Annotated in this window: 14 protein-coding genes; 3 read left to right on the forward strand and 11 right to left on the reverse strand. The window is 36.4% G+C overall.

Annotation, left to right across the window (positions count from 1 at the left end):
- Complete coding sequence (locus MKY80_RS14095) at window positions 1-441, reverse strand: GNAT family N-acetyltransferase (protein WP_008178250.1); 441 nt, start codon at window positions 439-441, stop codon at window positions 1-3.
- A 113-nt stretch (window positions 442-554) separates the two neighbouring features.
- Window positions 555-1,649 (reverse strand): glycosyltransferase, encoded by a 1,095-nt coding sequence (locus tag MKY80_RS14100; protein WP_008178247.1) that lies wholly within the window; start codon window positions 1,647-1,649, stop codon window positions 555-557.
- Window positions 1,650-1,905: 256 nt separating this feature from the next.
- On the opposite strand from MKY80_RS14100, the gene MKY80_RS14105 reads away from it, so the two are divergent.
- Genes MKY80_RS14105 through MKY80_RS14115 form a run of 3 tightly spaced genes read left to right on the forward strand, consistent with a single transcriptional unit; the run spans window position 1,906 to window position 4,431 of the window.
- Window positions 1,906-2,505: a glycosyltransferase family 2 protein gene (locus MKY80_RS14105; protein WP_342529851.1), complete on the forward strand. Its 600-nt coding sequence runs from the start codon at window positions 1,906-1,908 to the stop codon at window positions 2,503-2,505.
- A gap of 46 nt (window positions 2,506-2,551) precedes the next feature.
- The gene (locus tag MKY80_RS14110) at window positions 2,552-3,580 is read left to right on the forward strand and encodes a polysaccharide biosynthesis protein (RefSeq protein WP_043990467.1); all 1,029 of its coding nucleotides are present in this window, start codon (window positions 2,552-2,554) and stop codon (window positions 3,578-3,580) included.
- Window positions 3,577-4,431, forward strand: a complete 855-nt coding sequence (locus MKY80_RS14115; protein ID WP_239355183.1) for a sugar nucleotide-binding protein — start codon at window positions 3,577-3,579, stop codon at window positions 4,429-4,431. The genes MKY80_RS14110 and MKY80_RS14115 overlap by 4 nt, the downstream gene beginning before the upstream one ends.
- A gap of 50 nt (window positions 4,432-4,481) precedes the next feature.
- On the opposite strand, the gene MKY80_RS14120 is transcribed toward MKY80_RS14115, so the two are convergent.
- The 9 genes from MKY80_RS14120 to menC form a co-directional block, all read right to left on the reverse strand.
- Window positions 4,482-5,234: an alpha/beta hydrolase gene (locus MKY80_RS14120; RefSeq protein WP_089986294.1), complete on the reverse strand. Its 753-nt coding sequence runs from the start codon at window positions 5,232-5,234 to the stop codon at window positions 4,482-4,484.
- 158 nt (window positions 5,235-5,392) lie between these two features.
- A complete protein-coding gene (locus tag MKY80_RS14125) occupies window positions 5,393-6,628 on the reverse strand; it encodes a DNA polymerase IV (protein WP_089986293.1) in 1,236 nt (411 codons plus the stop codon).
- Window positions 6,629-6,798: 170 nt separating this feature from the next.
- Window positions 6,799-7,662, reverse strand: coding sequence for a MurR/RpiR family transcriptional regulator (locus tag MKY80_RS14130; protein WP_008178234.1), 864 nt, complete (start codon window positions 7,660-7,662; stop codon window positions 6,799-6,801).
- Window positions 7,663-8,182: 520 nt separating this feature from the next.
- The gene (locus MKY80_RS14135; protein WP_342529856.1) at window positions 8,183-9,082 is read right to left on the reverse strand and encodes a serine hydrolase; all 900 of its coding nucleotides are present in this window, start codon (window positions 9,080-9,082) and stop codon (window positions 8,183-8,185) included.
- A gap of 55 nt (window positions 9,083-9,137) precedes the next feature.
- Window positions 9,138-10,574 (reverse strand): serine hydrolase domain-containing protein, encoded by a 1,437-nt coding sequence (locus MKY80_RS14140; protein WP_342529858.1) that lies wholly within the window; start codon window positions 10,572-10,574, stop codon window positions 9,138-9,140.
- 72 nt (window positions 10,575-10,646) lie between these two features.
- Window positions 10,647-12,752: a S9 family peptidase gene (locus MKY80_RS14145; protein WP_342529860.1), complete on the reverse strand. Its 2,106-nt coding sequence runs from the start codon at window positions 12,750-12,752 to the stop codon at window positions 10,647-10,649.
- A 105-nt stretch (window positions 12,753-12,857) separates the two neighbouring features.
- Window positions 12,858-13,997, reverse strand: coding sequence for a M20 peptidase aminoacylase family protein (locus tag MKY80_RS14150; RefSeq protein ID WP_171365111.1), 1,140 nt, complete (start codon window positions 13,995-13,997; stop codon window positions 12,858-12,860).
- A complete protein-coding gene (locus MKY80_RS14155) occupies window positions 13,990-14,832 on the reverse strand; it encodes a GNAT family N-acetyltransferase (protein WP_342529864.1) in 843 nt (280 codons plus the stop codon). The genes MKY80_RS14150 and MKY80_RS14155 overlap by 8 nt, the downstream gene beginning before the upstream one ends.
- Window positions 14,833-14,880: 48 nt before the next feature.
- On the reverse strand, window positions 14,881-16,011 hold the full coding sequence (gene menC, locus MKY80_RS14160) for an o-succinylbenzoate synthase (RefSeq protein WP_342529866.1): 1,131 nt from the start codon (window positions 16,009-16,011) through the stop codon (window positions 14,881-14,883).
- Window positions 16,012-16,019 lie beyond the last annotated feature (8 nt).

The following is a 16,019-nucleotide window of genomic DNA, read 5'->3' on the forward strand; positions in this document are numbered from 1 at the left end:
TTACATAAAATATTTGACATAATTACAGTATTCATCTTGCTTCATATGAAGCTTTTCATACAGCTTACGCGCATTCACATTATCTGCTGCTGTTTGCAGTGTCACATAACGAGCATACTGTTGCTCACAATATTGAAAAACTTTTTCCATCAATGCCTTGCCCACCCCTAGGCCCCTAGCATCTTCCGTGACATAAATATCGTTCAAAATATAGGCACGCTGTAACGCTATGGAAGAAAACGTTGGATATAATTGTGTAAATCCAACCATCTTGCCGTCTACTTGCGCCATAAAAATGACCGACTCTTTGAGGGCCAATCGTAATTGTAAAAATGCCTTAGCGCTACTTACGTCCGATTCAATACCATAAAACTGACGATATTCATCAAATAGCTTTGTTAACTCTTCTAGTTCGTTCATCGATGCTTGCAATATTTCCATTCTTGTCTCCCCTTGTGTCTTCCCATGATTGTTTCTACCATTATAAAGCTAGTTTCATTATATAGGAAAAAATGGCACAAAGAAAAGAATACTCCTCTCCATCGAGAGAAGTTCTACTTTTTTTCATTTAAGTATGCAGCGACATCTTTCACGATATGCTGCCAGTTTAATTCCTTCCGCGCATCGGCTTGTAGCTGAAGACAAGTATTTTCTAACAATGCTTCCTGATGTGCGACTTGCTGCAACGTCCGAGCAATACTTTCCCAATCATGTGTTGGATGAATACGGCCAAAGCGTTGTTGTTGGGTAATATCAGCAGCCCCGTCCACATCGGTTGTCACAATATAACAACCGTTTTTAGCAGCCTCTGCAAAAACATGTGCAAAGCATTCAACTGTGGATGTTAAGCAAAAGATTTTTGCCTTGCGATACTCCTCCTCTAGCTGCATCTTGTCTGAGATTGGCCCTACCATTGTGACTTGCGCAGGATAAGGATGACTGTCCAGTAATTGTTTTATTTCCTGCTGAAACGATTCAGACATAGGTCCTACCAAACGAAGCTCCCAGTCTGTCAGCTGTGCTGCTAGAAAGGCTTTTATTGTAAAAATGGTCTGCTTCTCTGGTGCATCTAATCGGCCCACTGATAGAATTCTATTTTCTTTCTCATGAAATTGCACGGGCTCTGTGTGAAAATACTCATAAAAGCCATTTGGGATATGTTGAACATCTAATTGTGAAAACTCTCGAATGTCAGTTTGAATCGATACACATTCGGAGGTCAGAAGATCACAAAGCTGTAGCAATTCTAGAAAGTATGGATAGGTTTTTAATCGACTTAACCAAAATCGATTAACATCTAACTTCATATAAACTTTGCCATTAGGATTAAACTGCTTATATGTTTGAAGAATGGAAAGATAGGATGGGTATGGTCCTATAGCAAATACAAGATCAATGTTCTTGGCATGCTTCACTAAATAAGCATTCATATTGGCAACATAATCAATCCCAATTGGAACCTGCTCAAATTTAACAGCCGGAAAAGATTGTTGCAGAAGGGTTTCATTCATCTCTGTCGTCACTATACTAACTTCATAGCCTAAATACTCCCCTAGTAAAATAGGCACAAGACATAGATCTTTGAAAATGTGTGCATCGGAAAGTTTAGCTGATTCCACGCTACAAATAAATGCGATCCTTTTTGTCATCGAATCCCTCTTTCTTAAAAAGCGCTCTTTCCTAGTTTATGCCCACACCTGTCAAACGTGTATAACTTAGTAAAATGTCACAACCATCCCCATAGTTCTCTAGCAAAAATAAAGGCAATCCATAAAATTACTCTCTTAAAAAACTTATGATAGCAAGCAATTGCCTACAATAGCCCTCTATCCACGCATATTGTAATAAAGAATCTGTTCAGTAAACATGAAGAACTAAACTACTTAATCAGGATGGAGGGATAAAATGAAAATAAGCTTTTTATCACCTACTTATAATAGCGAAGAATGGATCCTAACAATGCTTGAAAGTATTCCTAAAGAATATGCCTATGAAATTATCGTTGTAGATGACGGCTCCACCGACAAGACGTTAGCCATTTTACAGGACTATCAAAAAAACTGTACAGCGTTAAAAATCATCGTTCATCCAACGAATCTAGGTGCAAGCGTTGCCTATAACCGATGCATCGCTGAAGCAACAGGTGATTATATTGCCATCATCGATAGTGATGACCACTATTTACCTGCCATCCGCAATGTATTAGCACAGGTGGATGGTGAATTTGATATTTACTATTACAACATGATCATTAAGAATGGCTATGCGTTTATTAAAGATGAATCAAATCGTTATTCCTTGCCGGGACAATTTAAAATCATACGAAGAAGCTTTATCGGGGATGCGAAATTTACTATACGTAAGGATATTGCAGGAGATTGGGATTTTAATTGTGCGCTCATGGACAAAAATCCAACCAGTAAATATACCCATGAATACGCTTATTGGTACAACTATCCACGAGAAAACTCAGAATGCGATTTGCATGAAAGAGGATTGAAATAACATCATGAACGGACCTAAGCATGTGGGAGGTGTAACAAGACAGACAATGTTTAAAGATAAAACTTTACTGATTACTGGAGGAACAGGATCTTTTGGTAATGCGGTACTAAATCGATTTTTAAATACCGATATTAAGGAAATACGGATTTTTTCAAGGGATGAAAAAAAGCAAGATGATATGCGAAAGCTTTATCAAAACTCTAAAATTAAATTTTATATCGGGGATGTACGTGATTTACAAAGCCTTCACCCTGCGATGTATAACGTAGATTATGTGTTCCATGCTGCGGCCCTCAAGCAAGTTCCCTCTTGTGAATTTTTCCCTTTAGAGGCTGTTAAAACAAATATCTTAGGAACAGATAATGTTTTAACTGCGGCGATTCAAGCTGGCGTTAAAAAGATTATTTGTCTATCAACAGATAAAGCGGCATACCCTGTCAATGCGATGGGGATATCCAAGGCGATGATGGAGAAAACATTTATTGCTAAATCACGGATGGTCGACCCAAAGCAAACATTGATTTGCGGCACACGATACGGGAATGTAATGGCTTCAAGAGGCTCAGTCATACCACTTTTCATCGAACAAATAAAAGCTGGTAAACCTTTAACTATTACCGATCCAACTATGACTCGTTTTATGATGAGCCTTGAGGAAGCAGTCGAATTGGTGTTATATGCATTCTCGCATGCGCAAAATGGCGATATTATGGTGCAAAAATCACCCGCTGCTACGATCGAGAATTTGGCACAAGCTCTCCTTGAAATTTTCCAAGTGAACAATGCGATTCACATTATTGGCACACGGCATGGGGAGAAACGGTATGAAGTATTATGTACAAAGGAGGAAGCAGCAAAAGCCATAGATTTAGGTAATTTTTATCGAATCCCAGCAGATAATCGAGATTTGAATTATGGAAAATACCTGGATGAAGGCTCTCCTAAAATTACCTTATCGGATGAATATAATTCCAATAATACACAAATGTTAAACGTGATGGCTATTAAAGAAAAATTACTAACCTTATCTCTCATTCAAGAAGAGCTTCTGCTTTGGACTGGAGGAACACCATGAAATTTTTAGTGCTCGGCGCTTCTGGCATGGCGGGTCATACCATATCCATCTACTTACGGGAGCAAGGATATGATGTGACAACGTATACGAGAACTGCTTTCGCATATGGAAATAATATTACTGGTGATATTACAGATTTGAACTTTTTACGTTCACTTCTTCAAGACCATCAGTATGATATTGTCATTAATTGTATCGGTATGTTAAATAAAGAATGTGAGGAAAATCCTGAGAAGAGTATTTTCTTGAATAGTTATTTACCACATGCTATCGTATCTCTCCTTGAAAATCGCCAGACGAAGCTTATTCATATGAGTACCGATTGTGTATTTTCAGGTGAAAACGCACCCTATTATGAAAATAGTGTAAAGGACGGAACTACCTTTTATGACCGTACAAAGGGTTTAGGCGAAATTGATCATACCAAACATTTAACATTCCGTAATTCAATTATTGGCCCTGATTTGAAAATGGATGGAATTGGGCTTTTCAATTGGTTTATGCACCAAAAAGGTCCGATTCACGGCTATACTGGTGCTATTTGGACGGGGGTCACAACCCTCACCCTAGCGAAAGCCATGGAGCAAGCAGCACATGAAGAATTAACTGGACTCTATCATCTTGTCAATACATCGCCTATATCCAAATACGATCTGCTTCAGTTATTGAATAAGCACTTTATGGACCATACAATAAAGATTACTCCACATCAGCTTATTAATGTTAATAAAACTTTAATTAATACTAGAAACGATTTTTCCTTTACGGTCCCTAGCTATGAAGAAATGATAATTGACATGAAGGAATGGATTTTGCAGCACAAGGATTTATATCCTCACTATATTTCTTAAAACTTCAACTCTATTACGAGTATTGTTACGTTACTCATAATGGAGTTTTTCTATTGAATGACTGTGCCCACTGGCAATTGTCCTTCCTTGATCCAATTCTCTACAAAACGATTAAAAAATGCAGGCTGGGCTAATGATACTCCATGCCCTATGTTGTTTAACATGATTCCTTTTGCATTTGGATGGCTTTGTACAAGCTTTTGTGCAGATTTTTTCATTATTTTTTTCTCTTGATTGCCAACAGTAATTAAAATATGCCCCTGTGCATTGTGGAAATTTCGTGGGATTGAAAACGTCATATTTTCTTGTAAAACCTGAATTAATGCATCGTATGTTATCTTAGTGCTATCATGATAATAGCGGTCAAAATAGCGATCATCGATGTATAAGGTTTTCGCTTGAAGCTTTGCGAAGGTTTTATTTTTGATAAGCGGGAATGATAGTCGGAGAAACGGCCGAATCATCCATGCTGTAGTAGGTGAAGGGATAACAAGAGCACTATTAATAATCGAAAAGTGGATTAAACTAGGCTTTATGCTTAACATTTGTATGGCAATTTGAGCACCTAATGAAAAGCCAATAACAATTACCTGCTTGCCATTCGCCTTTTCCTCTAAGAGCTGTACGAGATGTTGTGCACATTGCTCAATAGAAAATGAATGATCGGACACAAGCTCAGGCACTACACAGTGATACTTGGAGAAGTGCTGAATTTGTTGTTCCCACATCCATCCCCCAACACCACCCCCATGAAGAAACATCATCACTGGACCGTCGAAATGGCCATACTCTTTATATTGCATAATGGATTCATGCACCTACTTTCTTTACTGTTTAGCTTCTCAAAAGCTTGTTTGAGATTGATTGAATGTCTGGTTTTTTGTATTTCCTGGGCAATTGTTAACGTATGTCTTTCTCGATACGGAAATTAATTGCCTCAAACCTGTCAAAATGGAATCATTTACAAATGATCATCCCAAAAGTCCTTACTAAAACTCGTGTTTGCTTGATGCTTCCCTGCTGGTTTTACAATATCAGAACCTCTTAAAATGACACCTTTTCCAAATTTCTGTTCAATTTGATCTACCAATTTAATAATGGGTTCGTCTTTAATATGATCTTCAAAATCAAAAAAAGTTAGCTGCTGAGTCATCTCTTTAATGTCACTTACATTGGAAATAGTCACACCCAATAATCGAACAGGCTCCTCATTCCAGTTTTTATTAAACAGATTCCACGCCTGTTCAACTATATCCTCTTTTGAAAATATGGCGTTATTGACTGATTTACTCCGTGTATACGTTTCCCAAGAAGCTGTACGGATGATAATACTCACAGTCACTCCTGCGAGCTTTTTAGCCTTTAATCTTTCTGCTACCTTTTCAGAAAGAGTTGTCATTATTTTATATAATTCATCTCGGTCAGTCGTATCATGAGATAATGTTGTCGAATTCCCTACACTCTTCGTATCATATATTGCTTCTGGATCAACAGGTCGGTCATCCTCGCCATTGGCCTTCTGTTTCAAGCGAAGTCCATTGATGCCAAACTTCTGTTTTAATGTGTATTCATCAGCCGCAGCTAATTCTCCAATCGTTTGTATACCTAACTCTTTCAGTTTTTCTGCTGTGCTTTTCCCGATTCCATGCATCTCTTTAACATTCAATGGCCACAAAACTGAAGGGACATCACGTTTACGTAATATTGTAATGCCCATCGGCTTTCTCATTTCACTGGCCATTTTTGCTAAAAACTTATTGGGTGCAATGCCGATTGAACAAGGCAATTGTAGTTCGTTCCAAATTCTATCTTGTATACCATGTACATGTTCTAATACATTTTGTCCTTCGATTATAGGCAATTGTATATATCCTTCATCTATAGAAACGGGTTGAAGTATTTCACTATACTCTTTCAGTAATCCAAAAAAAGATTTTGAAGCAGCTCTATATCGTTCAAAATTTGGAGGTAGCACAATTAACTCTGGGCATTTTCTTCTGGCCTCACCGACATTCATGGTTGTATATACACCACTTTTTCTAGCTTCATAGCTACACGTAATAACAATCCCTCTACGTTCTTTTGGATTACCTGCAATGGCTATAGGTTTTCCCTTTAATGAGGGATCGTAAATTTGTTCCACTGAGGCATAAAAGCAATTAAGGTCAATATGTAAAATGATTCTTCCTTTATGCAATTTCGTTCACCTCACGTTGATTTTAATGTTAGCTATATTTTATCATATATGAGTCCTTTCACACTTAATCTACCGTCTAAGCAAAGCATGTTTTTATAGGTTTCACAATAAAATAAAAAGGTTCTTTTGATGTATACTCTCGGAAATCAAGTGACAGATGAGCTCCCTTATTACTGATTAGTAAATGGTGAGAAATCATCACTTGTTTGGTCGTAATCTTCCATCCGCTTTTGAACCTTTATTTCATCAGAAGCTGCTATTCCTGTTATTAGTAGATTAAGTAGTGCAAAGGTTGGTGTAGCACCTTTTAGAGAAATAGGAGAAGGAGCAACCACCTTAAACAAAATGTCCGAAAGAAGCCCTAATGGCGACAATTCATCGTCTGTTATGCCTATCACTTGTGCCCCTTTTTTCTTTGCTGCTTTGACAAATGCATTCGTTTCTTTTGAATATCGAGGAAAAGAAATAGCCACCAATAATGTCTTTTCATCGATTAAGGATAATAAATAATTAGAATCCTCTATTTCTCCACGATATAAAAAAGTATTTCCTACAACAACATTGAGACTAAACGATAGCCAGTTAGCAGGACCATATGAGGAACGGAAGCCTATGACGATTCTTTTTTCAGAACTAATTAAAAGATCTATAGCTTTTTTATACTGGGTGTAATCTATTTGTTCTAACGTTGCACGTATATACGAAGTATCTTTCTCGATTACATGTTGAATTAAATTTGTATCTTTTAAAGACTTGGACGTAGATCGAAGCCCTTCAATTGGATCTGAAATGGGTGAAGAATCTTCTAATAAAGTAGCTTGAATTTCTTTTTGCAATTCGCTAAATCCAGAATACCCAAGAGCATATGATAACCTAATCACCGTTGTATCGCTTGTTTCACTTGCAATACCTAGCTGCTTCGATGTTTGAAATGCAACCTCTTTCGGAAAGTCAACAATATATTTTGCAACTAATTTCTGTCTTTTTGTTAGTTCATTAAATTGTTTTCTAATTCTTTCATTATAATTATCCATACAGCCAGCCCTTCCAATGAGTTAATCTAGGTATGTAACTTATTTAATACAGGTTCAGTAAATGGTTGATGACTAAAAAAACTCCCATTTTATTATTCAGTATGCATCACTTTTATATTTAAAAAACCACTAAATTAATTAGAGATAATGAGCTCCAAGTTTTATACTTTTATCTGTCGGTGTAATGTATCCAATGAACAATTACTATAGTACAAACATTCAATCTATTACGTAGGTAATTTGGTAATTACACGAACCTTTATTGTGAGTTTTATGTATAATTTCAGTTTCATATTTTTAGCATATCCCTAACCCGTGTAACCTTTCAACCTTAGATTCTAGGGCATTCACTATAAATATATTTAGTGTGAATACCCCAACATTAATTGATTTTCAACAAGAAAATAACTTACTAGTTGTAACATCATCATACCATTTAGCTATGAGTTATGTTTTAGTTGTATATTTTTTCATAACCGATTATATTTGATAAATTATTAATAGCCTTTTGGTTTAAAAGCTAAACGGTTACTTTATTAAGAAAATGATTATAAGCAACTCTCGATAATTTAGATATGATACTAGCACCTTCTGCTTCAGTATTATTTCCTATAGAAAATACTGAAATGATAAAATTACCTTTATTATCAGGTAGCTGGACTATCCCTGAATCATTGACAACACTTGCAATGGTGCCAGTTTTATGAGCAACAACAGTATTTTGAGGTAATAAATAAGGTATTCTACTTCGAAATTGTTGCTTGGCAAGGATTTCAAACATATCATGACAAGCTTTTTCAGAGATTAATTGCTTATTTGCCATTTTTTCTAATAAAAGTGCCATATCAGCTGCGGTTGTTACATTGTTTGCATGACTTTCTTTAAATACAATTGAATGATGATCAATTTCACCATTTTTAAATCGACGGTTAATGTCATTATAAGTGTCCATTGAGAATTTTTGTGGAGGTAATCCCACACAAGAGCAAAGAAGCTCCCAGCAGCTGAGACGAATGTAAGTATTGCTTAGTCCAATTTCTTTCATATATTGATTTACATTTTCTTTCCCTAAAATACTCAATAACTTATCTGTTCCCACATTATCACTAACAATTATCATCATAGTCGCTAAATTTTTTATCGTAACGTCGATTCCAGGAATTAACTCCTTAAATATACCTGATCCATTGACTAAATCCTCTTCTTCCAACCTAATATGTTCTTTTAGTTCGACCTTCCCCATTTGAACATCACGATATAAAGTGGCCAAAATAGGAATCTTAAAAACACTTGCAGCTTGAAATAAACGATTCTCATTTATTGCAGCAGTCTCTCCAGATTCCAGATGTTTCACATAAACCCCGAATGTCCCAGTAGCTTCTTGTATAATTTTTTCCAAACTCTCCTGTAATCCCATCATCAACATCCTCTCAAATTTCTACATAAGGAGTTCAATATGAAAACCTTGGAACTCACTAGTTAAGTGGTATATTTACGGAAACTTTAGGGAATTGTCTAAAATGATATGATATTCCGTATGCTTCACTATTATCATCCACTAGTATCTCAGCTATTTCTGTAAAGTCATTAAAATATGCTATAAACATGTTATCGCTCACAAAAGTTATTGGTATCTCTACATTTTGTGAGAGTAGAACTGGGTTTCCTTCCTTGATTTTAATGCACACTTTCGTCCCTTCATTCGATTGATATTCTCCTTGATACTGTTGAAGTCGTTCTTCTGAAATATCATATTCTTCAAAGGTAAGGTGATTGGCGTCTACCTCCCTTTCACTCAAAGCATTAAATACAAGTTGCATAATTCGGGCAGCAGGTACACCTGCCAAGTTAGTTAATACAACACCTGTAACCCCTTTTTCAGGTAAAATACTTAATTGAGCTGAAATTCCCTTGAGCCCTCCGCCATGTTCAATAAGAGTAGTGCCAAAATAATCGGGAGTAATCATAAAACCGTACCCATAGAATCTTCCAGGTTGTAATTGAATATGGGGTTTAGTCATTTCTTTTACACTTTCTTCTGATAATATTTGCTTACCATCTACTACACCAGCATTACGGAAAATTTCTGCATACAATAACATGTCTCTAGCTGTAGATTTCAAAAAGCCTGCTGCTCGCATTGAAGTAGATTCCCACCAAATTGGTGCAGCCAAAACGTGTTTTGTTCCATCGCTTTTGTCCTCTGTATAGCAAGTGGTGATATTTTCATAATCAGCGTACTCCTCAATTGTGAAATAGCTGTTTTCCATACCACAAGGTGTGAGGATATGATCATATATATATTGTTCATAACTTTTTCCACTGATTCGTTCGATGATTGTTCCTAATAAGGCATATGATTCATTGGAATAACTAAAATGTGTACCAGGTGCACCCAATAATTCAATATCTTGTTCATCAATAAACTGCATAAGTTGCTCATAAGTGTCAATTGGTCCGTGATCTTCAACATTAATATTTAAACCTGGATAATTTTTTACAGTTGGGTCAAGATCTAGTGACCTTTTCATTGCATAAAATAACGAAGACATTGGAGGCAATCCTGCTGTGTGAGTCATAAAGTGATGAATAGTGATATCTTTGATAGCCTCTTTATTTTTAACGTTGAATTCAGGCAAGTATTTACTAACAGGATCATGCACATTCAATTTACCGACTTCCTGCAGTTGCATAATAGCCACACAAGTAAATGATTTTGTTATCGAACCAATACCAAAAACTGTATTTTCAGTTACAGGTAGTCCATCGGCTACATTACGGAAGCCAAATCCTTTATGGTAAAGAATCTCCCCAGCTTCAGCAATTGCAACAGCAGTACCAGGAATCTTATGTTTTTCCGTTATCTTTTGACCAGCCTCTTCAAATGCTTTTAAATTCACATCTACTTTCATTTCTTTTCCTCCTTTAGAGTAGTTGTATATAATAATGTAGATCGAATCGATGATCTAACTATTATCCTCACATTATTGATTCTCAGTCGTTATCAAGTTCGAAAAATTTTCTACAGGTAAATGTCTGTTTATAAAATCGAGCATTGAATTCAACCTAGCTATTCTTAATTCGGGTTTGCCGTATTGGAGGAGCCCATGACTTGATTGTGGAATACGAACCAGTTCTACTTCTCCTCCTCGACGCTTAATATGGGAATAAAACTGTTCTGCCTGCTCTATTGGACATCGTAAATCATCTTCATTGTGTAGAAGTAGAAGTGGCGTTTTTACATTATCTACATAGGCAAGAGGAGAGAATTTCCAAAGATTCTCCAAATCTGTCTTTCCAAGAAACTCCTGATCAATAAAATATGGTGCTATATCGCTTGTGCCATACATGGAAATCCAATTCGAAATACAGCCTTCAGAAACTGCTGCAAAAAATCTATCGGTGTGAGAGATGAGCCAATTTACCATGAATCCACCATAGCTAATTCCATTAACGGCTACCCTATTTTTATCAAGATATCGATTTTTTTGTAAGGCAAAGTCCAGTCCGTTCAAAATATCATTCATATCCTTTCCACCATAATCACCATGTACAGCATTGGTAAATTCTACACCGAATCCTGAGCTTCCTCGTGGGTTCGTATAGATAACTGCATAACCTCGCGCAGCGAATAATTGCAATTGATGAAAATATGTGAAACCATAAGCAGAATGTGGTCCTCCATGAATATCTAATAGAACAGGATATTTTTTATCAGGATCAAAGTTAGCGGGTTTTAAAATAAAACCTTGCATATACCAGTTATCAACAGATTTATAGGAAAAAACCTCAGGTTCAACTACGATGAGTTCGGATAATAACTTGTCGTTGCAGTCATCCAGACGAACTTCAGTTTCAGGGAAAATGGGTACATGTAATTGAGGAAAAGCTTCTGTTGGATACCGATAATTACAGTCGGCTGTATTCGTTTCATCAATTCTAATGGCTGATATCCTCCCAGGATGATTGACTGTCGAATAGGCCATACTAATCGTCTCTTCTCCATCAAATGAAAAATGAAAAATAGTACGGTCTCCACCAGCAATAATTACCGGATGATCGTCATTTTTATCATTCGAGAATCTAACAATTTCATTTCTTCCTTCATGGGTACTAAGCGCATAAATATACCTACTATTATTAGACCATTGAGGGCGAAGTGCATATCTGAGATTACGCATATCTGTAAAAGTCATATCAAGGAGGGTGTCTTGATATTTTTTGCTTAAAGAGCTAACATCCCCTCCCTCTGAAGGTATGACTAATAATTCCTTCTGTTCTGCATGGTTGCAAAAAAACGCTATCCACTTTCCATCAGGTGAGTAAGAAGGTGAGCTTGCTTCCGTATCACTGTATAGCAACTCCGCATCTCCTCCGGAAGAAGAAACTCGATAAACCTTTCCTCCAAAAAGAAAATTTTCATTTTCTGCGTTTGAACTGAACACGATATATTCTCCATCTGGTGACACGTCAGGCTGATGAACTTCATTTATTCCTTTTGTTATCAAAACGAATGTTCCAGTATCTATATGAATAGCAACAATTTGACGTTTGTACGGTTTATGAAACCCAGTTCCATCATTTTTGTAATATAGATGATGATAGCGTTTAGCCCCATCTCTCCATAACTTATCCTCTTGTTCCTTCTCACTCTTTGCTTCATGAATTGTTGCATTTTCATGAAAGGTTTCTAGTTCCGAATGTACAATTACAGGTACCAATCCATATATCGTTTTACCGTTAGGAGCCCATACTATTGAGCTAATTCCTTGACGAAACTTTGTCAGACACCGGGCCTCTCCACCATCGAGAGATAACAGCCATGCCTGCATTCCGTAAGCACGGTCCGAGATAAATGCTATGGTTTTTCCATCGGGTGACCAGATAGGATTGACGTTCCTTGTGCCTGAGGATGTTAAAACTCTTCGTGTTTTTCCTTCTACATCGCTTAAATATAAATGTGTTTCGTAATTATTTTCTTTCACAGCTATGGTTCTTTCATAAACTACCTGTTGTCCATCAGGAGAAATGACAGGATTGCTTGGCCATTCAAAGTTATAAATATCTTCTGGCACTGTAGTTCTTAACATCTTTTATCACTCCTTATTAATAATAGATATTTCACTATTGCAATTCTTCAGAAAAATATTTTCGCAATATTCTAATCTAGTCTCTTCTACTAATTTTCACTAATACTATGGTTTAAATAATTTAATGGTAGTCATAGCAAGAATTTTTACACCATTTTGCAAAGCATCTAAGTTAAAATTCATATGAGGATGGTGCAGTCCAGGTTGTAAATCGGTTCCAAGTCCAATCATTGTAGCTTTAATATGAGGAAAATACTTTTTATAAAAATGGAAATCTTCCCCTCCAGGAGTAATGACTGGAGCAGCGATTGCGTCATTCCCTAGAGCTTCAATAATAGCTTCTCCCACTAGTTCCTCAAGTTGTGAACTAGGTTCCGCAGCAATCATCGATGCTAGTGTCTCTATTTCAACTATTGCCCCATTTGCTGAGCCCGAAGAAAGAACCGCATTTTCTACCTTTTTAAGTAAATCTTCCATAACATAGTTCTGTTGTGCACGGACATCAATGCCAAATTCAGCATAATCGGGAATGATATTAATATTGTTTCCACCGGCCTGAACCATGGTTATTTTGACAGATGAGGATAATGTCGGATCTGTTTTAACTGAGTTAACAGCCTGAATAATGGCTCCAAGTGAATCAACAGCATTTATTCCTAGATTTGGTCGTGAACCATGAGCTTGAATTCCATGGATCTTCCCTTTCAATAGTGTTGTCGCGCCATGATAGATGGCAGGAGATGCTTGGCCAAATTTTAATTCTTGAATGGGACGTACATGTATCCCTAGTAAACAATCAACATCATCCATAACGCCTCTATCAATTAGAGCCTTAGCTCCTAAACCGGATTCCTCAGCTGGCTGAAAAATAATTTTAATAAGCCCCCTTGGTTGAAAACCTAATTTCTTTAGACAAGAAATAGTATGAAGAACCATTGTCATATGAGCATCATGACCACAGGAATGATTGGCTTTCCATTCACCGTCGACCAGCTGCCATAACGCATCAATGTCTGCTCTAATTCCAATGGTTGGACCAAGTTTTTCATTTCCCCAATATCCAACAACTCCGGTATGCTCCTCAAACCTCTCAAAAGGTATTTTCAAATATTCGAATTGCTTACATAAGTAATCCGTTGTCTCTTTTTCTTTCCAACTAATTTCGGCATTACAATGAAAATGATGATATGTTGATTTTATTAACTCTTTATTCTCATCAACCCAATTATTGATTTGTTCAATCATATAGGGGCTCCATGGATTTATTTTCAATAACATAAAAATGGATGTTGGCTAAATTTTTTTTTAACACTCCAGTTACTACAAAACCTTTTGAGAAAGCATCATTTACTGCATCTCTCAACTTATACCTCCAAGCCTTCGCCGCTTCAAAATCCTCTTGTTTCAAAATCTGAAAATTAGCTGGAACAGGTATTAAATATCCGTCTTCATTCTTAATCGATTCTCTCTCATTGGGATATGGGATATTTCTACTATCACTATATGACAGCAGAGACTTATAGTGATTAACCAATGTATCCTTTTTGAGTACACCGGTAAGTGCATTCGCTACTCGGCTCGAACAAATATCCCATTCTACTAAAAAACGATCAGAAGGTAGACCTTTATTCAGTTTATCGCTCATTTCACCATAATAAGAAGGAAAGTACGTTTGAGAATAAGCTCCTAGCTTATTAAGATTAAAGTATGCATTTTTGGCTTCTAAAGGATCAAAAGTCCATACAATTTTTTGATAGCCGTATTCCACTGCCCACTCCCTTTGCTTAAGTTTTAGCTGTAAGCCTATCCCATAATTACGGTACTTACTATGGACGCCAGTCATATGAGAAATTAAATATTTTTTCCCATTCTTAAAGCCCGAAAAACCGTATGAAAACCCAATTAATTCACCTTCTTTAAACGCTCCAACGATGTTTCCACCATTGTGAGTTGCAGCAACAAGCTGCGGAAGAGGCGTTACTACATCTTTATCCCAGATATCCTCTTGAAAACTAACTACATCTTGTATTTCCTTTAAACTTATAATACTTTTATAGATGATTGGCTGTGTGAAAACCATTGGTAAATCCCTCCAGACACCATGAAATAAAATCAACTTAAAAATCATTTAGTAGAACTTTATTTTATCTCTAATAAACTCTTTCTGGGTCACTGTAAGTTGATTAATGAATTCCTGATTAACCTCAAAACCAATTCCAGGTTGTTCTGGAACAATAATAGTGCCAGCCTTTGAAAGCTTTACTTCTGGTAAAATGATATCTTTATCAAAATAACGACTTGAAGCAGATGTATCACCCGGAATACTAAAGTTACTTAATGAAGCGATTGCGATGTTATGAACCCTACCTATACCAGCTTCAAGCATTCCACCACACCAAACTGGGATATTTTTTTCCTCACACAGATTATGCATTCGAATTGCTTCGAATAGCCCTCCTACACGACCAACCTTAATATTAATAATTTTACATGCATTAATTTCAATTGCCTTTCTTGCATCTTCTAATGAATGAATACTTTCATCTAGACAGATAGGTGTTGTTAATAAGTTTTGTAATTTTGCGTGATCTATAATGTCGTCATGAGCTAACGGCTGTTCAACCATCATTAAATTAAACTGATCTAATTCTTGTAATAGTTGTAAATCATTCAAACTGTAGCAAGAATTAGCATCAGCCATTAGTGGAATTTGTTCTCCAAACTTTTTCCGAATAGCCTCTAAAGGTTTAATGTCCCAACCAGGTTTTATTTTCACTTTAATCTTTTTGTAGCCATCCTCTAAAAAGCCTGCCACCTTGTTTAATAGAGTTTCTATGTTATTTTCAATTCCAATACTTACGCCCACTTCAATCTCTGATCGTTTACCTCCTAGTGTAGTAGATAGCGTTTGCCCTTTTTGCTTGCTATATAAATCCCAAATGGCCATTTCAAGTGCTGCCTTTGCCATGTTATTTCTACGTATATAGGAAAACAATTCTGAGAAATCTTTGGGCTCTTTAATTTCATTTTCTAATAGCTTTGGAATCAAGTAAGTTTCAAGCATGTGCCATACTGTACCTGTAGTCTCTTCATTGTATATAGGAAAAGGCATCGCGACACTTTCAGCAAAGCCAACTTTATCTCCACCATGAACCTTAACGATGATAATATCCTTTTCAGTCACTTTACCGAAGCTAGTTTCAAACGAAGATTTTAAGGGTAATTTAATTCTTTGTAACGAAATTTTATTTATATCCATTTAGTAAT

This window comes from Lysinibacillus sp. FSL R5-0849 (genome assembly GCF_038595075.1).
Lineage (GTDB): Bacteria > Bacillota > Bacilli > Bacillales_A > Planococcaceae > Lysinibacillus > Lysinibacillus fusiformis.